The sequence below is a fragment of the Kitasatospora sp. NPDC056138 genome (assembly GCF_042264695.1).
Classification (GTDB): Bacteria; Actinomycetota; Actinomycetes; order Streptomycetales; family Streptomycetaceae; genus Kitasatospora.
Window position 1 is genome coordinate 44,574 of sequence record NZ_JBHJVK010000040.1, and the last position, 15,630, is coordinate 60,203.

The window sequence follows — 15,630 nt, forward strand, 5'->3', positions numbered from 1 at the left end:
TCAGAATCCGGCGCCGCTTCCCGCCCCCGGGTCGTTCGTCGAAGCACTACCGGGGGCGCAGGCTCTGCGCCCCCGGACAGCCGCTAGTCCCGGCCCCCGCGCCACCGACGGCCCTTGCCGCGGCCGTCCTGCGGGTCCTCGGAGTCCTGCTGCCGGCCGTGCTCCCACTCCTCGCGCGAGCCCAGCAGGGTGTCGGTGAGGCTGGGAGTGTCGTCCGCCGGGGCCTTCCAGGACGGGGCCTGGTCGGCTTCGACCGAGGGCAGTTCCCTGGTCACCTCGGTGGCGGGTTCCTGGCCGGACGACTGCTCGCCCCGCCACAGGCCCGGCGGCACCCGGTCCTCGACCGGACGGGCGGCGTCGGCCGCCCCGGAACCGGCCGGCGAGCCGGCGCCCGGCTTCCCCCAGGACGTCCGCGCTCCGCTGCCGGTGGAACCGGACCGCGCCTGCGGCCGCTCCGGCTCCACCCGCGGCAGCACCGCGGTCTCGTCGGCGGCCGGAACCGTCGGCAGCACCGCGGTCTCGTCGGCGGCCCGGGCCTCCGCCGCCCGGACCGCCGCCTGCCGCTCCCGTTCGGAGATCTCCTGGGTGATCTCCTCGGTGCCGCCGACCCTCGGCAGCTCCACCGTCGAGGTCACCGTCGCGGCGTCGACCGTCGGCGCGGCGGTCTTGGCCGCGGCCTCCGCTGCTGCTGCCTCGGCCACTCGGGTCTCCTCCGCCAGCCGGGCCGCCTCGGCGCGCTGGAGCGCCTCCTCCGCCCGCCGCCGCTGCTCGGCCCGCTGCAGGTCGCGCTGGCGCTGGAGCTCCGCCTGCGCCGCCGCCTCGGCGGCGAGCCGCTCCCGCTCGGCCTCCTCGGCCCTCCGCTTGGCGGCGAGCTCGGCCTGTCGCGCGGCCTCCTCCTCGGCGCGTCGCTTCGCCGCGGCCTCCGCCTTGAGCCTGGCCTCCTCGGCCGCCTTCTTCGCCTCCTCGGCGGCGGCCCGCTCGGCCTCCAGCTTGGCCTGCCGCTCCTTCTCGGCCTGCTCGGCGCGCAACTGCTCCAGCAGTTCCTGGCGCTTGCGCTCGGCTGCCTCCTCCTCGGCCTTCTTCCGGGCCTCCTCGGCGGCCCGCCGGGCGGCCTCCTCGCGGGCCAGCCGCTCCTGCTCGATCTGGGCGGCCCGCTCCTGGGCGGAGAGCGGCAGCTCGCGGTCGAGCCGGTGGCGGATCGCGGTGGTCACGAAGGCGGGCTGCTGGCTGCCGTCCACCACCAGGTAGCGCGCCGGGTCGGCGGCGGCCAGGGCGAGGAACCCGGCCCGCACCCGGGTGTGGAACTCGGTCGGCTCGGACTCCAGCCGGTCCAGCGCCTCGGTGAAGCGCTCCCGGGCCTTGGTCGGGTCGACGTCCAGCACCACCGTCAGGTCCGGGACCAGTCCGCCGGTGGCCCAGCGGGAGATCCGGGCAACCTCGGTGGCCGCCAGGTCGCGGCCCGCGCCCTGGTAGGCGATGGAGGAGTCCATGTATCGGTCGGTGATCACCACGGCACCGCGCTCCAGCGCGGGCCGGATGACGTTCTCCACGTGCTCGGCCCGGTCGGCCGCGTAGATCAGTGCCTCGGCACGGTGCGAGAGGCCGGTGTTGCCGACGTCCAGAACGAGCGCGCGCAGCCGCTGTCCGATCGGGCTGCCGCCGGGCTCACGGGTGAGCACCACCTCGTGGCCCTTGCTGCGGATCCACTCCGCGAGCGCGTTCGCCTGGGTGGACTTCCCGGCGCCGTCGCCGCCCTCCAGCGCGATGAAGAAGCCGGTTCCGCTCACCCGGTGCGGTGCCAGCGGCGCCCCACCCCGCAGCGACTGCACCAGCTCACGGCCGAGCGGGACACTGCCGCGCTGGTCGTCGGTCTTCAGCAGCACGACCGCCGCCAGCACCATGGTCAGCAGTCCGGCGGTGGCAATCGCCAGCGCGGCCCCGTCGTGGATGAAGGTGAAGCCACCGGGCCTGACCTCGCCGTACTGGACCTCCCCGTACCCGGCGGCGATCAGCGGGACGACGACCAGCGCGGCGCCCACCACGGCCCGCAGCACCGCGTACAGGTGCTCGGTGACCTTGGGCAGCCGGATCTCCTCGACCTCCTGGGCGAGCAGCGTCCGGCCGGTGGCGATCACGACACCGGCGGCCAGCCCGGCCAGCACGGTGAGCAGCAGCACCAGGACGAAGTCCAGCACCAGGCCGGCCAGGATCAGCGCCACGCCCTCGGTGAGCAGGGCCAGCGCGAGCAGACGGCGCCTGGAGAGCGAGGGCAGCGTGGCCCGGGTCAGCCGGACGCCGAGCGCGGGGGCACCGGCCGCGGCGAACACCAGCAGGCCGAAGCCGATCGGTCCGGCCCGGTGGTCGACTGCGGTCAGCAGCCCGAGCGCGCCGACGCCCGCCATCGAGGCGTAGGCGGCGGCGACCGAGAAGGTGAAGTACGGGGCGGAGCCGGTGCGGCCCTTGCGCAGCGCCGGTCCCGGGGTGGCGTCGGTGGGGGCGCGCAGGCCCTGGAGCGGGGAGCGCGGCGCGGCAGCCGTGCCACCGGGCAGCTCCTGCAGGAAGACCAGGACGGCGGAGGCAGCCAGCAGCAGGGCCGCGCCGACACCGGCCGAGGTGACCTGGTGGGTCCGCAGCCAGTGCGAGCCGAGCGCCGCGAAGACGTTGTTGACCAGCGTGAACGCCACCAGCGCGAGGGCCGCCAGCGGAACGGTCGCCCAGCCGGTGCGCATGTCCAGGATGCGTACGGCGTCCAGGCTGGACGCGGACGGCCGCTGCTCGGACGGGGCGGCGGCGGAGTCGGCGGGCGGCAGCAGCGACGGCACGGCGGCCGACTTGGCGACCGACCAGACCCGCTCGGCGGCACCGGTCAGGAAGACCGTGCCGAGCAGCAGGTAGGTGGCGGAACCCGGGCTCCAGGCGAGCCACCACGGGGCGATGCCGATCAGCACGGCCCGGAACGCGTCGGCCCCGAAGAGCACCCAGCGGCGGTCCAGCTTCCCGGCCGCCAGACCGTGCACCGGACCGAGCAGCGCGGCTCCGAACAGCAGCGTGGCGAGTACCCGGACGCCGAGCACGGCGGCCACCGTGAGCGCCTGCGCCCGGTAACCGTGACCGAACTGGCCGCCGAAGACCGCCGCGGCCCAGGTCAGCGCGAGCAGCGCCAGCAGACCGAGCCGGTCGCCGGTGCCTCCGACGAGCTGGGCCGTCCAGAGCCGACGGTAGGGGCGCAACCGCAGCAGCGCGCGGGCCCGTTCTCCGGGAGTTCCGGCCGGGGCCGCCTCGGGGAGCCTGGGTAGGGCTGCACTCGTGCTGGTGGGCTGCTCCTCGCTCGTCATACGGTCAGGGTAGCGGGCGGGCCCTGTCGCAGAGCCGGGGAACGGGCCCCGACAGCCGCTCATGACAGGGTTGTGACGCGACCGCCCCCGTCCGCCGGACGGACGGCGGCCCGTGAACCCCGGCACCGGGACTCACGGGCCGATCCTGCTTCGGCTCAGCTCTCCTCGGACGGGGCGGCGGCCTTCTTGGCCGCCGTCTTGGCCGCGGTCTTGGCCGTCGTGGCCTTCTTCGCCGCCGCCGTGGTGGTCTTCTTCGCGGCCGTCTTCTTGGCGGCGGTCTTCTTCGCCGTCGTGGTCTTCTTCGCCGCGGCCTTCTTGGCCGGAGCCTTCTTGGCCGCCTTCTTCACCGGTCCGCGCGCCCGCTTCTCGGCGAGCAGCTCGTAGCCGCGCTCGGGCGTGAGGGTCTCGACCTCGTCGTCCTTGCGGAGCGTCGCGTTGGTCTCGCCGTCGGTGACGTACGGGCCGAAGCGGCCGTCCTTGACGACCACCGGGCGCTCGCTGACCGGGTCCGTCCCGAGCTCCTTGAGCGGCGGGGCGGCGGCGGCCCGGCCGCGCTGCTTGGGCTGGGCGTAGATCGCCAGCGCCTCGTCGAGGGTGACGGTGAAGAGCTGGTCCTCGCTGGTGAGCGAGCGCGAGTCGGTGCCGCGCTTGAGGTACGGGCCGTAGCGGCCGTTCTGCGCGGTGATCTCGTTGCCCTCGGGGTCGCTGCCGACCACCCGGGGCAGCGAGAGCAGCCTGAGGGCGTCGTCCAGGGTGACGGTGTCCAGGGACATCGTCTTGAACAGCGAGGCGGTGCGCGGCTTGACCGCGTTCTTGCCGGTCTTGGGCGTGCCCTCGGGCAGGATCTCGGTGACGTACGGGCCGTACCGGCCGTCCTTGGCCACCAGCATGTTGCCGCTGACCGGGTCGGCGCCCAGCTCGAAGTCGCCGCTGGGCTTGGCCAGCAGCTCCTCGGCGAGCTCGACGGTCAGCTCGTCCGGCGGCAGCTCGTCGGGGATGTCGGCGCGCTGGCCGGGCTCGTCGGCGACCTTCGACGCCTTCTCGACGTACGGCCCGTACCGGCCGACCCGCAGCACGATCTCGTCGCTGACCGGGAAGGAGCTGATCTCCCGGGCGTCGATCGCGCCGAGGTCGGTGACCAGTTCCTTGAGGCCGCCGAGGTGGTCGCCGTCGCCGTTCCCGGCCTCGGCGGCGACGCCCGCGCCCTCGCCCTCGCCGAAGTAGAAGCGCTTCAGCCACGGGACGGACTGCGCCTCACCGGCGGCGATGCGGTCGAGGTCGTCCTCCATCTTGGCGGTGAAGTCGTAGTCGACCAGGCGGCCGAAGTGCTTCTCCAGCAGGTTCACCACGGCGAAGGAGAGGAAGGACGGGACGAGCGCTGTGCCCTTCTTGAAGACGTACTTGCGCCCGATGATGGTGTCGATGATCGAGGCGTAGGTGGAGGGACGGCCGATCTCGCGGTCCTCCAGCTCCTTGACCAGCGAGGCCTCGGTGTAGCGGGCCGGCGGCTTGGTGGCGTGGCCCTCCGGGGTGAGCTGCTCGGCGGCCAGCGGGTCGCCCTCGGTGACCTGCGGCAGGCGGCGCTCGCGGTCATCCAGCTCGGCGTTCGGGTCGTCGGCGCCCTCCACGTAGGCCTTGAGGAAGCCGTGGAAGGTGATGATCTTGCCGGAGGCGGAGAACTCGACGTCCCGGCCGTCCGAGGCGCGGCCGCCGACCTTGACGGTGACCGACTGGCCGACGGCGTCCTTCATCTGGGAGGCGACGGTGCGCATCCAGATCAGCTCGTAGAGCCGGAAGTCGTCACCGGACAGACCGGTCTCGGCGGGCGTGCGGAAGCGGTCGCCGGAGGGGCGGATCGCCTCGTGCGCCTCCTGGGCGTTCTTGACCTTGGACGCGTAGGTGCGCGGCGCGCCCGGCAGGTAGTCCGCACCGTAGAGCTGGGTGACCTGGGCGCGGGCGGCGGCGACCGCGGTGTCGGAGAGCGTGGTGGAGTCGGTACGCATATAGGTGATGAAGCCGTTCTCGTACAGCTTCTGGGCCACCTGCATGGTCCGCTTCGCGCCGAAGCCCAGCTTGCGGCTGGCCTCCTGCTGGAGCGTGGTGGTGCGGAACGGCGCGTACGGCGAACGGCGGTACGGCTTGGACTCGACGCTGCGGACGGCGAACGCGGTCTGCTCCAGGGCGGCGGCCAGCGCGCGGGCGGCCGTCTCGTCCAGGTGCAGGGTGTTGGCGGTCTTCAGGCGGCCGTCCTGGCCGAAGTCGCGGCCGCTGGCGATCCGCTTTCCGTCGACGGCGGCCAGCCGGGCGCCGAAGGTCTCCGGGTTCGCGGCGTCGGCGGGGGTGCGGCCGGTGGCGAACACGCCGGTCAGGTCCCAGTACGAGGCGCTGGTGAAGGCGATCCGCTCACGCTCGCGCTCGACCACCAGCCGGGTCGCGACCGACTGCACGCGGCCGGCCGAGAGCTTCGGCATGACCTTCTTCCAGAGCACCGGCGAGACCTCGTAGCCGTAGAGGCGGTCGAGGATCCGGCGGGTCTCCTGGGCGTCCACCAGTCGCTGGTTCAGCACCCGCGGATTGCGGACGGCCTCCTGGATGGCGTCCTTGGTGATCTCGTGGAAGACCATCCGGTGCACCGGCACCTTGGGCTTCAGCACCTCCTGCAGGTGCCAGGCGATAGCCTCGCCCTCGCGGTCCTCATCGGTGGCGAGGAAGAGCTCGTCGGACTCCGCGAGCAGGCTCTTGAGCTTGGTGACCTGCGACTTCTTGTCCGCGTTGACCACATAGATAGGGGCGAAGTCGTGCTCGACGTCGACCCCGAGGCGGCGCACCTCGCCGGTGTACTTGTCCGGGACCTCGGCGGCAGTGCCGGGCAGGTCGCGGATGTGCCCGACGCTGGCCTCGACGACGTAGCCGGGGCCGAGGTAGCCCTTGATCGTCTTCGCCTTGGCCGGCGACTCGACAATGACGAGTCGCTTGCCGTGCGCGGTCTCGCTGCTCGGGGACACCTTCGCTCTTCTCTCCCGGTCGTTTCCTGTGCTGGGCGGCGCACCGGCGAAGGAGACGTCCCGCCCGACCACCGCCGTCCGGAGCTGCCGCTGCGCGACGGCCCCACCAGCGGAGTGTGACCGTACCCTGGCCACCCTTGTCAAACGGACGGATCCCACTTTTTCACCGGCAAGGCCGACCGACGCCACTCGAACGGTAACCCGACGACGCTCGGTCGCGCCGCGCGGAGGGGTGGCGAGGGCCTGCCAGCGGCCGGATTCGGCCGATCAGGGGCCCCGAACGGCTGATGTCCGATCAGCCGGGAAACCGGCACTGCGGCGGGCCGGACGACGGGTCACATCACGGGCCACGGCGCGGGCCGGACAGCGCGGCGGAGTGGGGTCGTTGACGAGGTGCGGGCCGGGCCGACGCGCCCCGGTCCGTGAACCCGGTTCCTGAACTCGGTCCGTGAACCCGGTTGAACTCGGTTGAACTCGGTCCGTGGACTCAGTCCGTGAGGACGGACGCGATCAGGGTCAGGCCGACGGCGAGTGCACTCGTACCGAGCAGTGCCCAGAAGACGTCACTGGGCAGGGAGGGCCTGGTCTCGGAGGCCGCGAGGACCACCCGGCTCGGACGGCGCGCGTCGTAGGCGACCTGGACCACCGCCCCCGGGGCCAGTCCGGCCGGGCGGCGGAGCCTGGTGTGCCCGCGCGGCCGGGAGAGCACCGACTCGGCCTGGCCCAGGCCCGTCGCCCCGACGGTGGGCAGGGTGCAGTACGAGAGCAGCGGAGCCGTGTCGAGCTCACCGTACGGATCGCCGTAGAGCTCCCCGTACGGATCGCCGTCCACCACGACCCTGGCCGTGGCCGGAACACCGTGACGGCGCAGATGGTGGCGAAGGCGCAGTTCAAGGGCGCACCAGACGAGCAGCGCGCCGCCGAAGAGGATGAGGACGGACCCCGCTGTGGTCGCCGTCGGCGTCTCCATGAACGTCTCCTCCCGCGCCCTGCACGTCCCGCTGTCCGCCCGGCCACCGGAGCCGGTGCACCGGAGCGTGACAGCCCGTGGACAACCTGGGGATGCCGTTCGAAGTACGGTGGAGAACACCGGGGGGACAGGCCGGTGAACTGGCGCACGCGCCACGGACGGACCGCACCACAGCGCGGACCGCACCACCAGGCCTGCGCTACCAGGACTGCACGACCGACAACGGCCCAGGGCAGCCGCCCGGGGCTCGGGGGAACTTCGGGGGGACACAGTCATGTTCGTTCGCCGACCGCTGCTCAGCACCGCCGGACTCGCCGGTGCCGCACTGGCGCTGTCGCTGTCGCTGTCAGCCTGCGGGTCGCAACCGGCCACCGAGGCCGGGGCTTCGTCCGGCTCACCGGCGACGCCGTCCGGGCCCGTCGTCGCCTCGCCCGCCCCCGGTTCACCCTCCGGTTCGCCCTCCAGTGCGCCTGCCAGTCCGTCGCCGACGGCCTCGGCGTCCGCAGCGGGGGCGTCCTGCAATCCGGGCTTCGTCCGGCCCGGTTACAAACTGATCCACGCGGTGTCGGGCGTTCTGCAGCCCGAGGAGCAGCTGCGGGCCTCGGCCGCCGCCCTCGACTGCGGCCCGAAGGGTGCCACGTTCTCCGCGAGCGGCCCGGCGGTCCGCTACTCGATGACCACCGAGGTCAGCGCCGAACTGCTCGTTCCGGGCAGGACCGGCGGCACGACGGTGCCGATCTCCCGGCTGATCGACCACGTCAACGACTGCACCCAAGTGGGCGCGGTCGCTGAGCCGTTCAGCTGCCACGGCAACTACTTCCTCATCAAGGTGGACTCCGGCGGGCAGATCGTCGAGATCTCGGAGGCCGGCTGATCCGGCTCCGCCCCGGTAGCGCGACCGGGTGACGCGACCCGACCCCGACCACACAGGGCAACCGGGCCGTCGCGGCTCCGAAACAGCGGCAACCCCGCGCCGGTCGGCCACGTGGAGACCACGTGGAGAGAGGTACGGACGCCACACCTCGGCCGGTCGCACCAACTGGCCGGACGCCCAGGGGGATTCAGAATGTCAGCTCAGCGCCCACTGGCGGCCGCAGCACTGCTCGCCACCACCGCCCTCACCCTCACCGCCTGCGGCAGCGACGGCAAGCAGGCCGCCACCGCCGGATCCGCCTCCAACGCCGCCTCCGCCGCTTCGGCGGCGACGCCCGGTCGACCAGCCGTACTCCTGCTTCGGCGGCAACTACGACATCACCGTGGACGGCTCCGGCCGCATCACCCACGTCACGGAGCTCTACCACCCGCGACCGGGCGGGCCACCGCACCCGGGTCGGCCCCCACGGACGGGTCGCCCCCACACAGGGGCCGACCCGTCCGGCCGGCCAAGGGGCCGGTCAGCGAACCGGGTTGATGAAGCCCTGCTCGGTCAGCAGCCGCAGCGACTCCGGCACCCGGTCACGCAGCAGCACCTGGTCCTCGCCGAGCAGGTGCGCGATGGCGTCGACGATCTCGCCGGCCGTGAGCGTACCGTCACAGACTCCGACGAAGCCCGCACCGACCGTGTCCACCTTGGTCGCCCGGCGCATGCCGCGGTTGTGACGGAGGATCACATGCTCAGGGTCCTCCGCGCCGGGCGGGCCGACCTGCTCCTGGACCACCTCGTCGGCCAGCACGTAGCGCGCGGCCAGCAGGGCCGCGTCGTCGTGCGTCCGCAGGAAGTCCTGGCGCTCGAACCAGCTCTCGATGTGGGGGCCGAGCGGCTGCTCCACCGGGTGCGGCCACTCCTCGACCCGTACGGTCGGCCGGTCCGCGCCGCCCGCCCGCAGGGTGATCCAGCCGAAGCCGATGCCCTCCACGCCCTCGGCCTCGAAGGCGTCCAGCCACTCGTTGTATCGGGTCTGGTAGTCGGAGCCGGGGCCACGGTGGTCGCCGCCGTCCCGCAGCCACAACTCGGCGTACTGGGCCGCGTCCTGGACCTCGCGCTGCACGACCCAGGCATCCAGCCCGGTACCGGCCACCCAGCCCGCCAGACGGTCGTGCCAGTCCTCGCCCTTGACGTGCTGCCAGTTGGCCAGCAGGTGGCAGTACCCGCCCGGCTCCAGGTGTGCGGCCGCGCCCCGGACCAGGCTGCGGCAGAGGTCGTCACCGGCCATCCCGCCGTCACGGTAGACGAAGCGGCTGCCGGGCGAGATCACGAACGGCGGGTTGGAGACGATCAGGTCGAACTTCCGCGGGCCGGACTGCCCGTGGGTCACCGGCTCGAAGAGGCTGCCCTCGGCCACCTCGACGTTCTCGAAGCCGGAGAGGGCCAGGGTCAGACGGGTGAAGTGCAGGGCCCGCGGGTTCAGGTCGGTGGCGGTGACCCGCTGCGCGTGCCGGGCGGCGTGCAGCGACTGCACGCCGGAACCCGAACCGAGGTCGAGCGCGGTACGGACCGGCCGCCGCACGGCGAGGTTGGCGAGCGTGGTGGAGGCGCCGCCCACGCCGAGCACGAGGTCCTTCCGGGCCACGCCCTGCGCGGTCTCCCCCGAGCCGATGCCACCGGCGCCGCCGACCGCGCACCCCAGGTCGGAGACCACCCAGGCGTCCGCACTCGGCAGGCCCTCCACCTCGTTGGCGTACGGGCGGACATCCACGGTGGCCCGTACGGTCTCGCCGTCCCGGGCCAGCCAACCGTCCGCCAGGCAGTCCTCGACCGGCAACGCCGCCGCGGCAGCCGCGTACGGGACCGGCTGCTGGAGCAGGAAGAGCCGCACCAACGTCTCCAGCGGGCTCCCGCCACGGGTCGCCCGCAGTGCGGGTACCGCCTCGCTGCGGGCCAGGGCTGCGTAGCCGGTCGGCCCGAGCAGGTCGAGGCAGCCGTCGGCGGTGTACGAGGCGGCGAGCAGCGCCTCACGGAGCTTCGCGAGGCGGCTGGGGTCAAGAACGGGGCTACTGGTCACCGGCCCATTGTCCCCCGTCCCCCGTCACCACCCACCTCGCGGCACAGCCCCCACCCGCCGAGCGGAGCGTTTCCGGGCGGCTCGACCTCCGAGCGGCTCGACCTCCGAGCGGTACGGCAGCCGAGCCGGCGGGTCGGCGGGCTGGCGGGCTTCGGGACGGCCCGGTTGCCGGTCGACCCGGTTGCCGAAGGGCCCGGCTACCGGACGGCTCAGCTGCGGGGCGGCTCAGTTACCGGACGGCTCAGCTGCCCGGCGGCTCAGTTACCGGACGAGGAGGCCGACGGTGAAGCGGAGGCCGAGGCGGAGTCCGAAGCACCGCCCGAGGGAGCCGCACTGGACTCGGCGGCCGACGGGGAGGCGGACGGCGAGGCCGACGATGCTCCGCTCCGGGCCGAAGAACTGGCACCGACGCTGCCAGTGACGGACCCGGTGGGCGCGCCTGCCGTAGCACCCGCCGCACCGCCCGCCGCCGCTCCCGCACCGGGCTTGGCCTTGCAGCCGGACTGCTTGCTGATCGCCGCCCCGAGATCACCGGCCTGGATGTTCTTCAGCGCGGACGTGGACTGCTGGGCCAACCGCTGGACCTGGTCGCCGACGCTCCTGAGACCGTCCGCGAACCGGGCCTGGTCGTCGTTGGGTAGTGCGTTCAGCTTCTTCTGGACGTCGAGGTAGCCCTGGGTCGCCTGCTTGAGCTCGTCCACGGCGCCCTGCTGCAGCTTCGCGCCGTCGCTCACCTTCGGTGCACCCGCCTTGTCGATCGCGTCGGCCAACTGCTGGTTCGCGGTCGCGAGCACGGCGAGGTCGGCCGACAGCCGCTTCTGGAGGTCCACCGGGGCCTCTCCCGGCTTCACCCTGCCGGTGTCGGCGAGGGCGTCGCTGGACTTGCCTATCGGGCTCTGAGCGCTGTCACAGACGCTCTTAGCCCAGTTGTCGAGCGCAGCGCTGTCGTTGCCACCGCACCCGACGGCACCGAACGCCAGCAGCGCACCGAGCGCGGACACGGTCAACAGTCGCTTCTTCACCGGGAGGCCCTTTCGGTGTCGGTCATCGACCTGCGAACCTACACGGCCGTCCGTCGGGCCCGCAGGCGCCCGGCTCCCCTGCGGCCCGGCCCTCCCCGCGCCACCTCGGCCCCGCCACCGGCCGAGGGGGCCGGTACGCGGATCGCAGGAGGCCCGGCCCTCGAGCCGGGGACGGCCGACCTGCGGGTTCGGATCGGGCCCGGCCGCAGAAGTGCCTCCGGTCAGGCTCGCTCGGCCCGGATCGGATCTCCGTTGCGGACGGTGCGCAGCACCCGCGGGTCGCCGGCCAGCTCACCGAGGATGTTGCAGGCACTGGCCAGTCGGCATTCGTCCCCGTACGAGACCGGCGTGGGCCCGTACGGCAGCGCCAGGCTGTCGCCGTCCGTCCAGAAGGCGACCGTGCCGGGCTCCACGACCTGCCTGGCGTCGTCCTCCCGGGGCACGCTGACCGGGCGTCCCGAAGTAGACCTCCTCGCCCCACGTACCGGCCGAGGCTGCGATCGGCAGCGCCTCCCAGAGCGCCGTCGAGGTGGGCGTCGACCGCAGCGTCGCCATCGCTTGCCCGGCCGGCCACAGAATGCGTATCCGCATGGGGGTGTCCCTTGTCTCGAACCGTACCGATCGCGCCCGAGAGCAGGGAACAGCCAACTTCAACAACTTGTCAATCATCGCCCGCGCAGCCGGAAGCCGCAGACCACCGGCGCGGTGTACGTCGGCAGGCCGCAGCAGCGGGTCAGCCCCGCTCGATCCGATCCGGTTCAGTCCGGCTCGGATTCAGTCCGGCTCGGATTCAGTCCGGCTCGGATTCAGTCCGGCTCGGATTCAGTCCGGCTCGGGTTCGGAGCGGCGGGGCTCAGTCGTCCGCGGACGGGTCGGCCACCGGCCAGCTCATGCGGATCAGACCGCCTTCGGCGCCATTGGTCACCTCGACGTCCTCGACCAGTCCGGTGATCACCGCGAGGCCGAGCGCGTCCTCCTCCGCATCGGAGTCCTCGCCCCGATCGGCGGAGGGCACACCGGCCGGACCGGCCTCGTCCTCCACCTCGATGAAGAAACGCTTCTCCTGGTCGATCAGAGCGACCCGCACCGCACCGTCGATACCGCCGCGGCGGTGCAGCCCGACCGCACGCGAGCAGGCCTCGCCCACCGCGAGTCGCACCTCGTCGAGCACCGACTCGTCGACACCTACGCGTCTCGCCACTGCCGCAGCCACCAGCCGGGCCGTACGCACGTGCTCGGGAAGCGCACTGAATCGAAGTTCGACGGTTGCCATCTCTCCCCCTCCGGGGTTACTTCCCAACACCTCACCACGGGCGCCGCCGGTCACGGCGACGCCGGGTCCGTTCCGGCGCCCCACAGGCCGACGAGGCGCGGTCGCCCCGTCGGTCTGCTCACGCCGGCGTGTTGAAAGTGGATCAGTCGGTCGCCGAGACCGCTTCTTCGACCGAGTTGTGGATCGGGAAGACCTTGGTCAGGCCAGTGATCCGGAAGATCTTGAGAATGCGCTCCTGGTTGCACACCAGACGCAGCGAACCCTCGTGCGCCCGGACCCGCTTCAGGCCACCGACGAGGACACCCAGACCGGTCGAATCGAGGAAATCCACGCCCTCCATGTCGACGATCAGGTGGTAGTTACCGTCGTTGACGAGCTCGACCAGCTGCTCGCGCAGCTTGGGGGCGGTGTACACATCGATCTCGCCACCGACCTCGACAACCGTGCGGTCGCCGATCGTGTGGGTCGACAGGGACAGGTCCACGGAACCTCCAGCACCTTGCCTTGCTACGTCATTGCGACCTCGGCCGGTCGGCCGCCGTCGCTTTGGTCGCAGGCCGGGCGCGCTGCCACGGCAAATCGCACCTCGGCGTTGCGGCCCTCGGCCATGCGGCCGTCACGGCTTCATTCAACCACTTGCAACCATGCCCGCACGATGGCTTGGAGCGATTCTCCGTCACGCCAGTGACACACTGGGTCCTCATGCCACCCCACCACCGCCCGCCCGAGGCCCTGTTGGCCGCCCTGGCCAAGGGTCGGTCCCGCTCGGACCGCCTCACCCATACGGAGCATCTACCGGCCCGTCAGGCGCGCTTCTCGCCATGGCCGGACGGCATTCGACCGGAGATCGTGGCGTCGGCGCAGGCCCTGGGGGTCGACCTGCCCTGGGCCCACCAGGCCGAGGCAATGAATCTGGCCAAAAACGGCCAAACCATGGTTATTGCCACAGGGACTGCCTCGGGCAAGTCGCTCGGCTACCTGGCGCCGCTGCTCAGCGACCTGCTGGACGGCACCGAAGCCCCGAACGGGCGCGGCGCGACCGCGCTCTACCTGGCCCCGACCAAGGCACTGGCCGCCGACCAGCGCCGACGCGCCGCCGAACTCGTCCCGGACCGGGTCCGCCCGGCCCTCTACGACGGCGACACGCCGCCCGAGGAACGCGAGTGGGTCCGCCAGTACGCCTCGTACGTGCTCACCAACCCGGACATGCTGCACCGCGGCATCCTCCCCGGCCACGCGCGCTGGTCCTCCTTCCTCAAAGCGCTGAAGTACGTCGTGGTCGACGAGTGCCACAGCTACCGCGGTGTCTTCGGCTCGCACGTCGCCCAGGTGCTGCGCCGACTGCGCCGGCTCTGTGCCCGGTACGGCTCCGAACCGGTCTTCCTGCTCGCGTCGGCCACCACCGCCGACCCTGCGGCCACCGCTGAACGGCTCACCGGCCTCCCGGCCGTCGCGGTGACGGAGGACGCCTCGCCACGCGGCCCGCTGGTCTTCGCCCTCTGGGAGCCTCCTCTCACCGAGATCGTCGGCGAGCACGGCGCCCCCGTACGCCGTACCGCCACCGCCGAAGCCGGCTACCTGCTCACCGACCTGGTCGGGGCCGGAACACGGACGGTGGTCTTCGTCCGCTCACGCCGCGCCGCCGAACTCGTGGCCCTGCAGGCGCAGGACCAGCTCGGCTCACCGCTCGCCGCCCGCGTCGCCGCGTACCGGGGCGGCTACCTCGCCGAGGAACGCCGGGCCCTGGAGCGTGACCTGTACTCCGGGCGGCTTCTCGGCCTCGCCTCGACCTCCGCCCTCGAGCTCGGCGTGGACGTCTCGGGCCTGGACGCCGTTCTGATGGCCGGCTACCCGGGGACCCGAGCCTCGCTCTGGCAGCAGGCCGGTCGGGCCGGACGGGAGGGCCAGGGCGCGTTCGCCATGCTGATCGCCCGGGACGACCCCCTGGACACCTACCTCGTGCACCACCCGGAGGCGCTGTTCGCCAACCCCGTCGAAGCCACCGTGCTCGACCCGGACAACCCCCACATCCTCGCGCCCCACCTCTGCGCGGCCGCCGCCGAACTCCCGCTCGGCGAAAGCGACCTCGCCCTGTTCGGCCCCTCCACCGCCCAGCTGCTCCCGGTGCTGGAGCAGCGCGGGCTGCTGCGGCGGCGCGGCGACAACGCCTGGTACTGGACCCGGCGTGAGCGCGCCGCGGACGCCGTGGACCTGCGGGGCAGCGGCGGCAGCCCGGTGCAGATCGTCGAAGGCTCCACCGGCCGGCTGCTCGGCACCGTGGACGCGGCCGCCGCCCACACCACCGTGCACACCGGCGCGGTCCACCTGCACCAGGGCCGTACGTACCTGGTGCAGGACCTCGACCTCGAAACCTCCGTCGCCGTGGTCGAACGGGCCGACCCGCCCTACACGACGGCTGCCCGGGACATCACCTCCATCTCCGTCCTCGGCACCGACACCAGCGTGGAGTGGGGCGAGGCGCGGCTCTGTTTCGGCTCGGTCGAGGTGGTCAACCAGGTGGTGGGATACCTGCGCAAGCGCATCTCCACCGGCGAGATCCTCGGCGAGAGCAAACTCGACCTGCCACCGAGGACACTGCGCACCCGGGCCGTCTGGTGGACCGTCACGGAGGACCAACTACTCGACGCCGAGATCCCGTTCGACCAGCTCCCGGGTGCCGCGCACGCGGCCGAGCACGCCGCGATCGGCCTGCTCCCGCTCTTCGCCACCTGCGACCGCTGGGACATCGGCGGCGTCTCCGTGCCGCTCCACCCCGACACCCAACTGCCGACGGTCTTCGTGTACGACGGGCACTCCGGTGGCGCCGGCTTCGCCGAACGCGGTTTCCACCGGGCTGAGCCGTGGCTCACGGCGACCCGGGACGCGATCGCGGCGTGCGAGTGCGAACGTGGCTGCCCGTCGTGCGTGCAGTCCCCGAAGTGCGGGAACGGCAACGAGCCGCTCGACAAGGCGGCAGCCGTACGGCTGCTGGACATCCTGCTGGCCGGAGCTCCGGGACTACCTGAGGCGACCGGCGGTGGGGCCTGACCGGTCACGGCCGGGTGCTCCCGGGCCGACCCTGC

At 72.7% G+C, this 15,630-nt stretch carries 9 protein-coding genes and 1 pseudogene; 2 read left to right on the plus strand and 8 right to left on the minus strand.

The features are described 5' to 3' along the window. Positions 1 to 83: 83 nt before the first annotated feature. The 3 genes from tmk to ACFC1R_RS23330 form a co-directional block, all read right to left on the minus strand. Entirely contained in the window at positions 84 to 3,335 is a 3,252-nt protein-coding gene (gene tmk / locus ACFC1R_RS23320; RefSeq protein ID WP_375941542.1) for a dTMP kinase, read from the minus strand. Between the two features lie 155 nt (positions 3,336 to 3,490). Next, complete coding sequence (gene topA / locus ACFC1R_RS23325) at positions 3,491 to 6,340, minus strand: type I DNA topoisomerase (RefSeq protein ID WP_375941544.1); 2,850 nt, start codon at positions 6,338 to 6,340, stop codon at positions 3,491 to 3,493. A gap of 487 nt (positions 6,341 to 6,827) precedes the next feature. After that, complete coding sequence (locus tag ACFC1R_RS23330; RefSeq protein ID WP_375941546.1) at positions 6,828 to 7,310, minus strand: DUF3592 domain-containing protein; 483 nt, start codon at positions 7,308 to 7,310, stop codon at positions 6,828 to 6,830. A 274-nt stretch (positions 7,311 to 7,584) separates the two neighbouring features. Between ACFC1R_RS23330 and ACFC1R_RS23335 the strand changes: the two genes are divergently transcribed. Next, the gene (locus tag ACFC1R_RS23335; RefSeq protein ID WP_375941548.1) at positions 7,585 to 8,184 is read left to right on the plus strand and encodes a hypothetical protein; all 600 of its coding nucleotides are present in this window, start codon (positions 7,585 to 7,587) and stop codon (positions 8,182 to 8,184) included. A 520-nt stretch (positions 8,185 to 8,704) separates the two neighbouring features. Here ACFC1R_RS23335 and ACFC1R_RS23340 read toward each other — a convergent pair. The 5 genes and pseudogenes from ACFC1R_RS23340 to ACFC1R_RS23360 all read right to left on the minus strand — a co-directional run bounded on the left by ACFC1R_RS23340 (position 8,705) and on the right by ACFC1R_RS23360 (position 13,031). After that, positions 8,705 to 10,252 carry a methyltransferase gene (locus tag ACFC1R_RS23340; RefSeq protein ID WP_375941550.1) on the minus strand — a complete coding sequence of 516 codons (1,548 nt, stop codon included), beginning with the start codon at positions 10,250 to 10,252 and terminating at the stop codon, positions 8,705 to 8,707. 257 nt (positions 10,253 to 10,509) lie between these two features. Next, positions 10,510 to 11,274, minus strand: a complete 765-nt coding sequence (locus tag ACFC1R_RS23345) for a hypothetical protein (RefSeq protein ID WP_375941551.1) — start codon at positions 11,272 to 11,274, stop codon at positions 10,510 to 10,512. Positions 11,275 to 11,495: 221 nt separating this feature from the next. Then, positions 11,496 to 11,865, minus strand: a pseudogene (locus ACFC1R_RS23350) (cyclophilin-like fold protein). Between the two features lie 262 nt (positions 11,866 to 12,127). Next, on the minus strand, positions 12,128 to 12,547 hold the full coding sequence (locus ACFC1R_RS23355) for an ATP-binding protein (RefSeq protein ID WP_375941553.1): 420 nt from the start codon (positions 12,545 to 12,547) through the stop codon (positions 12,128 to 12,130). Between the two features lie 142 nt (positions 12,548 to 12,689). Beyond that, on the minus strand, positions 12,690 to 13,031 hold the full coding sequence (locus tag ACFC1R_RS23360; protein ID WP_045299370.1) for an STAS domain-containing protein: 342 nt from the start codon (positions 13,029 to 13,031) through the stop codon (positions 12,690 to 12,692). Positions 13,032 to 13,249: 218 nt separating this feature from the next. Between ACFC1R_RS23360 and ACFC1R_RS23365 the strand changes: the two genes are divergently transcribed. Further along, entirely contained in the window at positions 13,250 to 15,595 is a 2,346-nt protein-coding gene (locus ACFC1R_RS23365) for a DEAD/DEAH box helicase (protein ID WP_375941555.1), read from the plus strand. Positions 15,596 to 15,630: the final 35 nt, after the last annotated feature.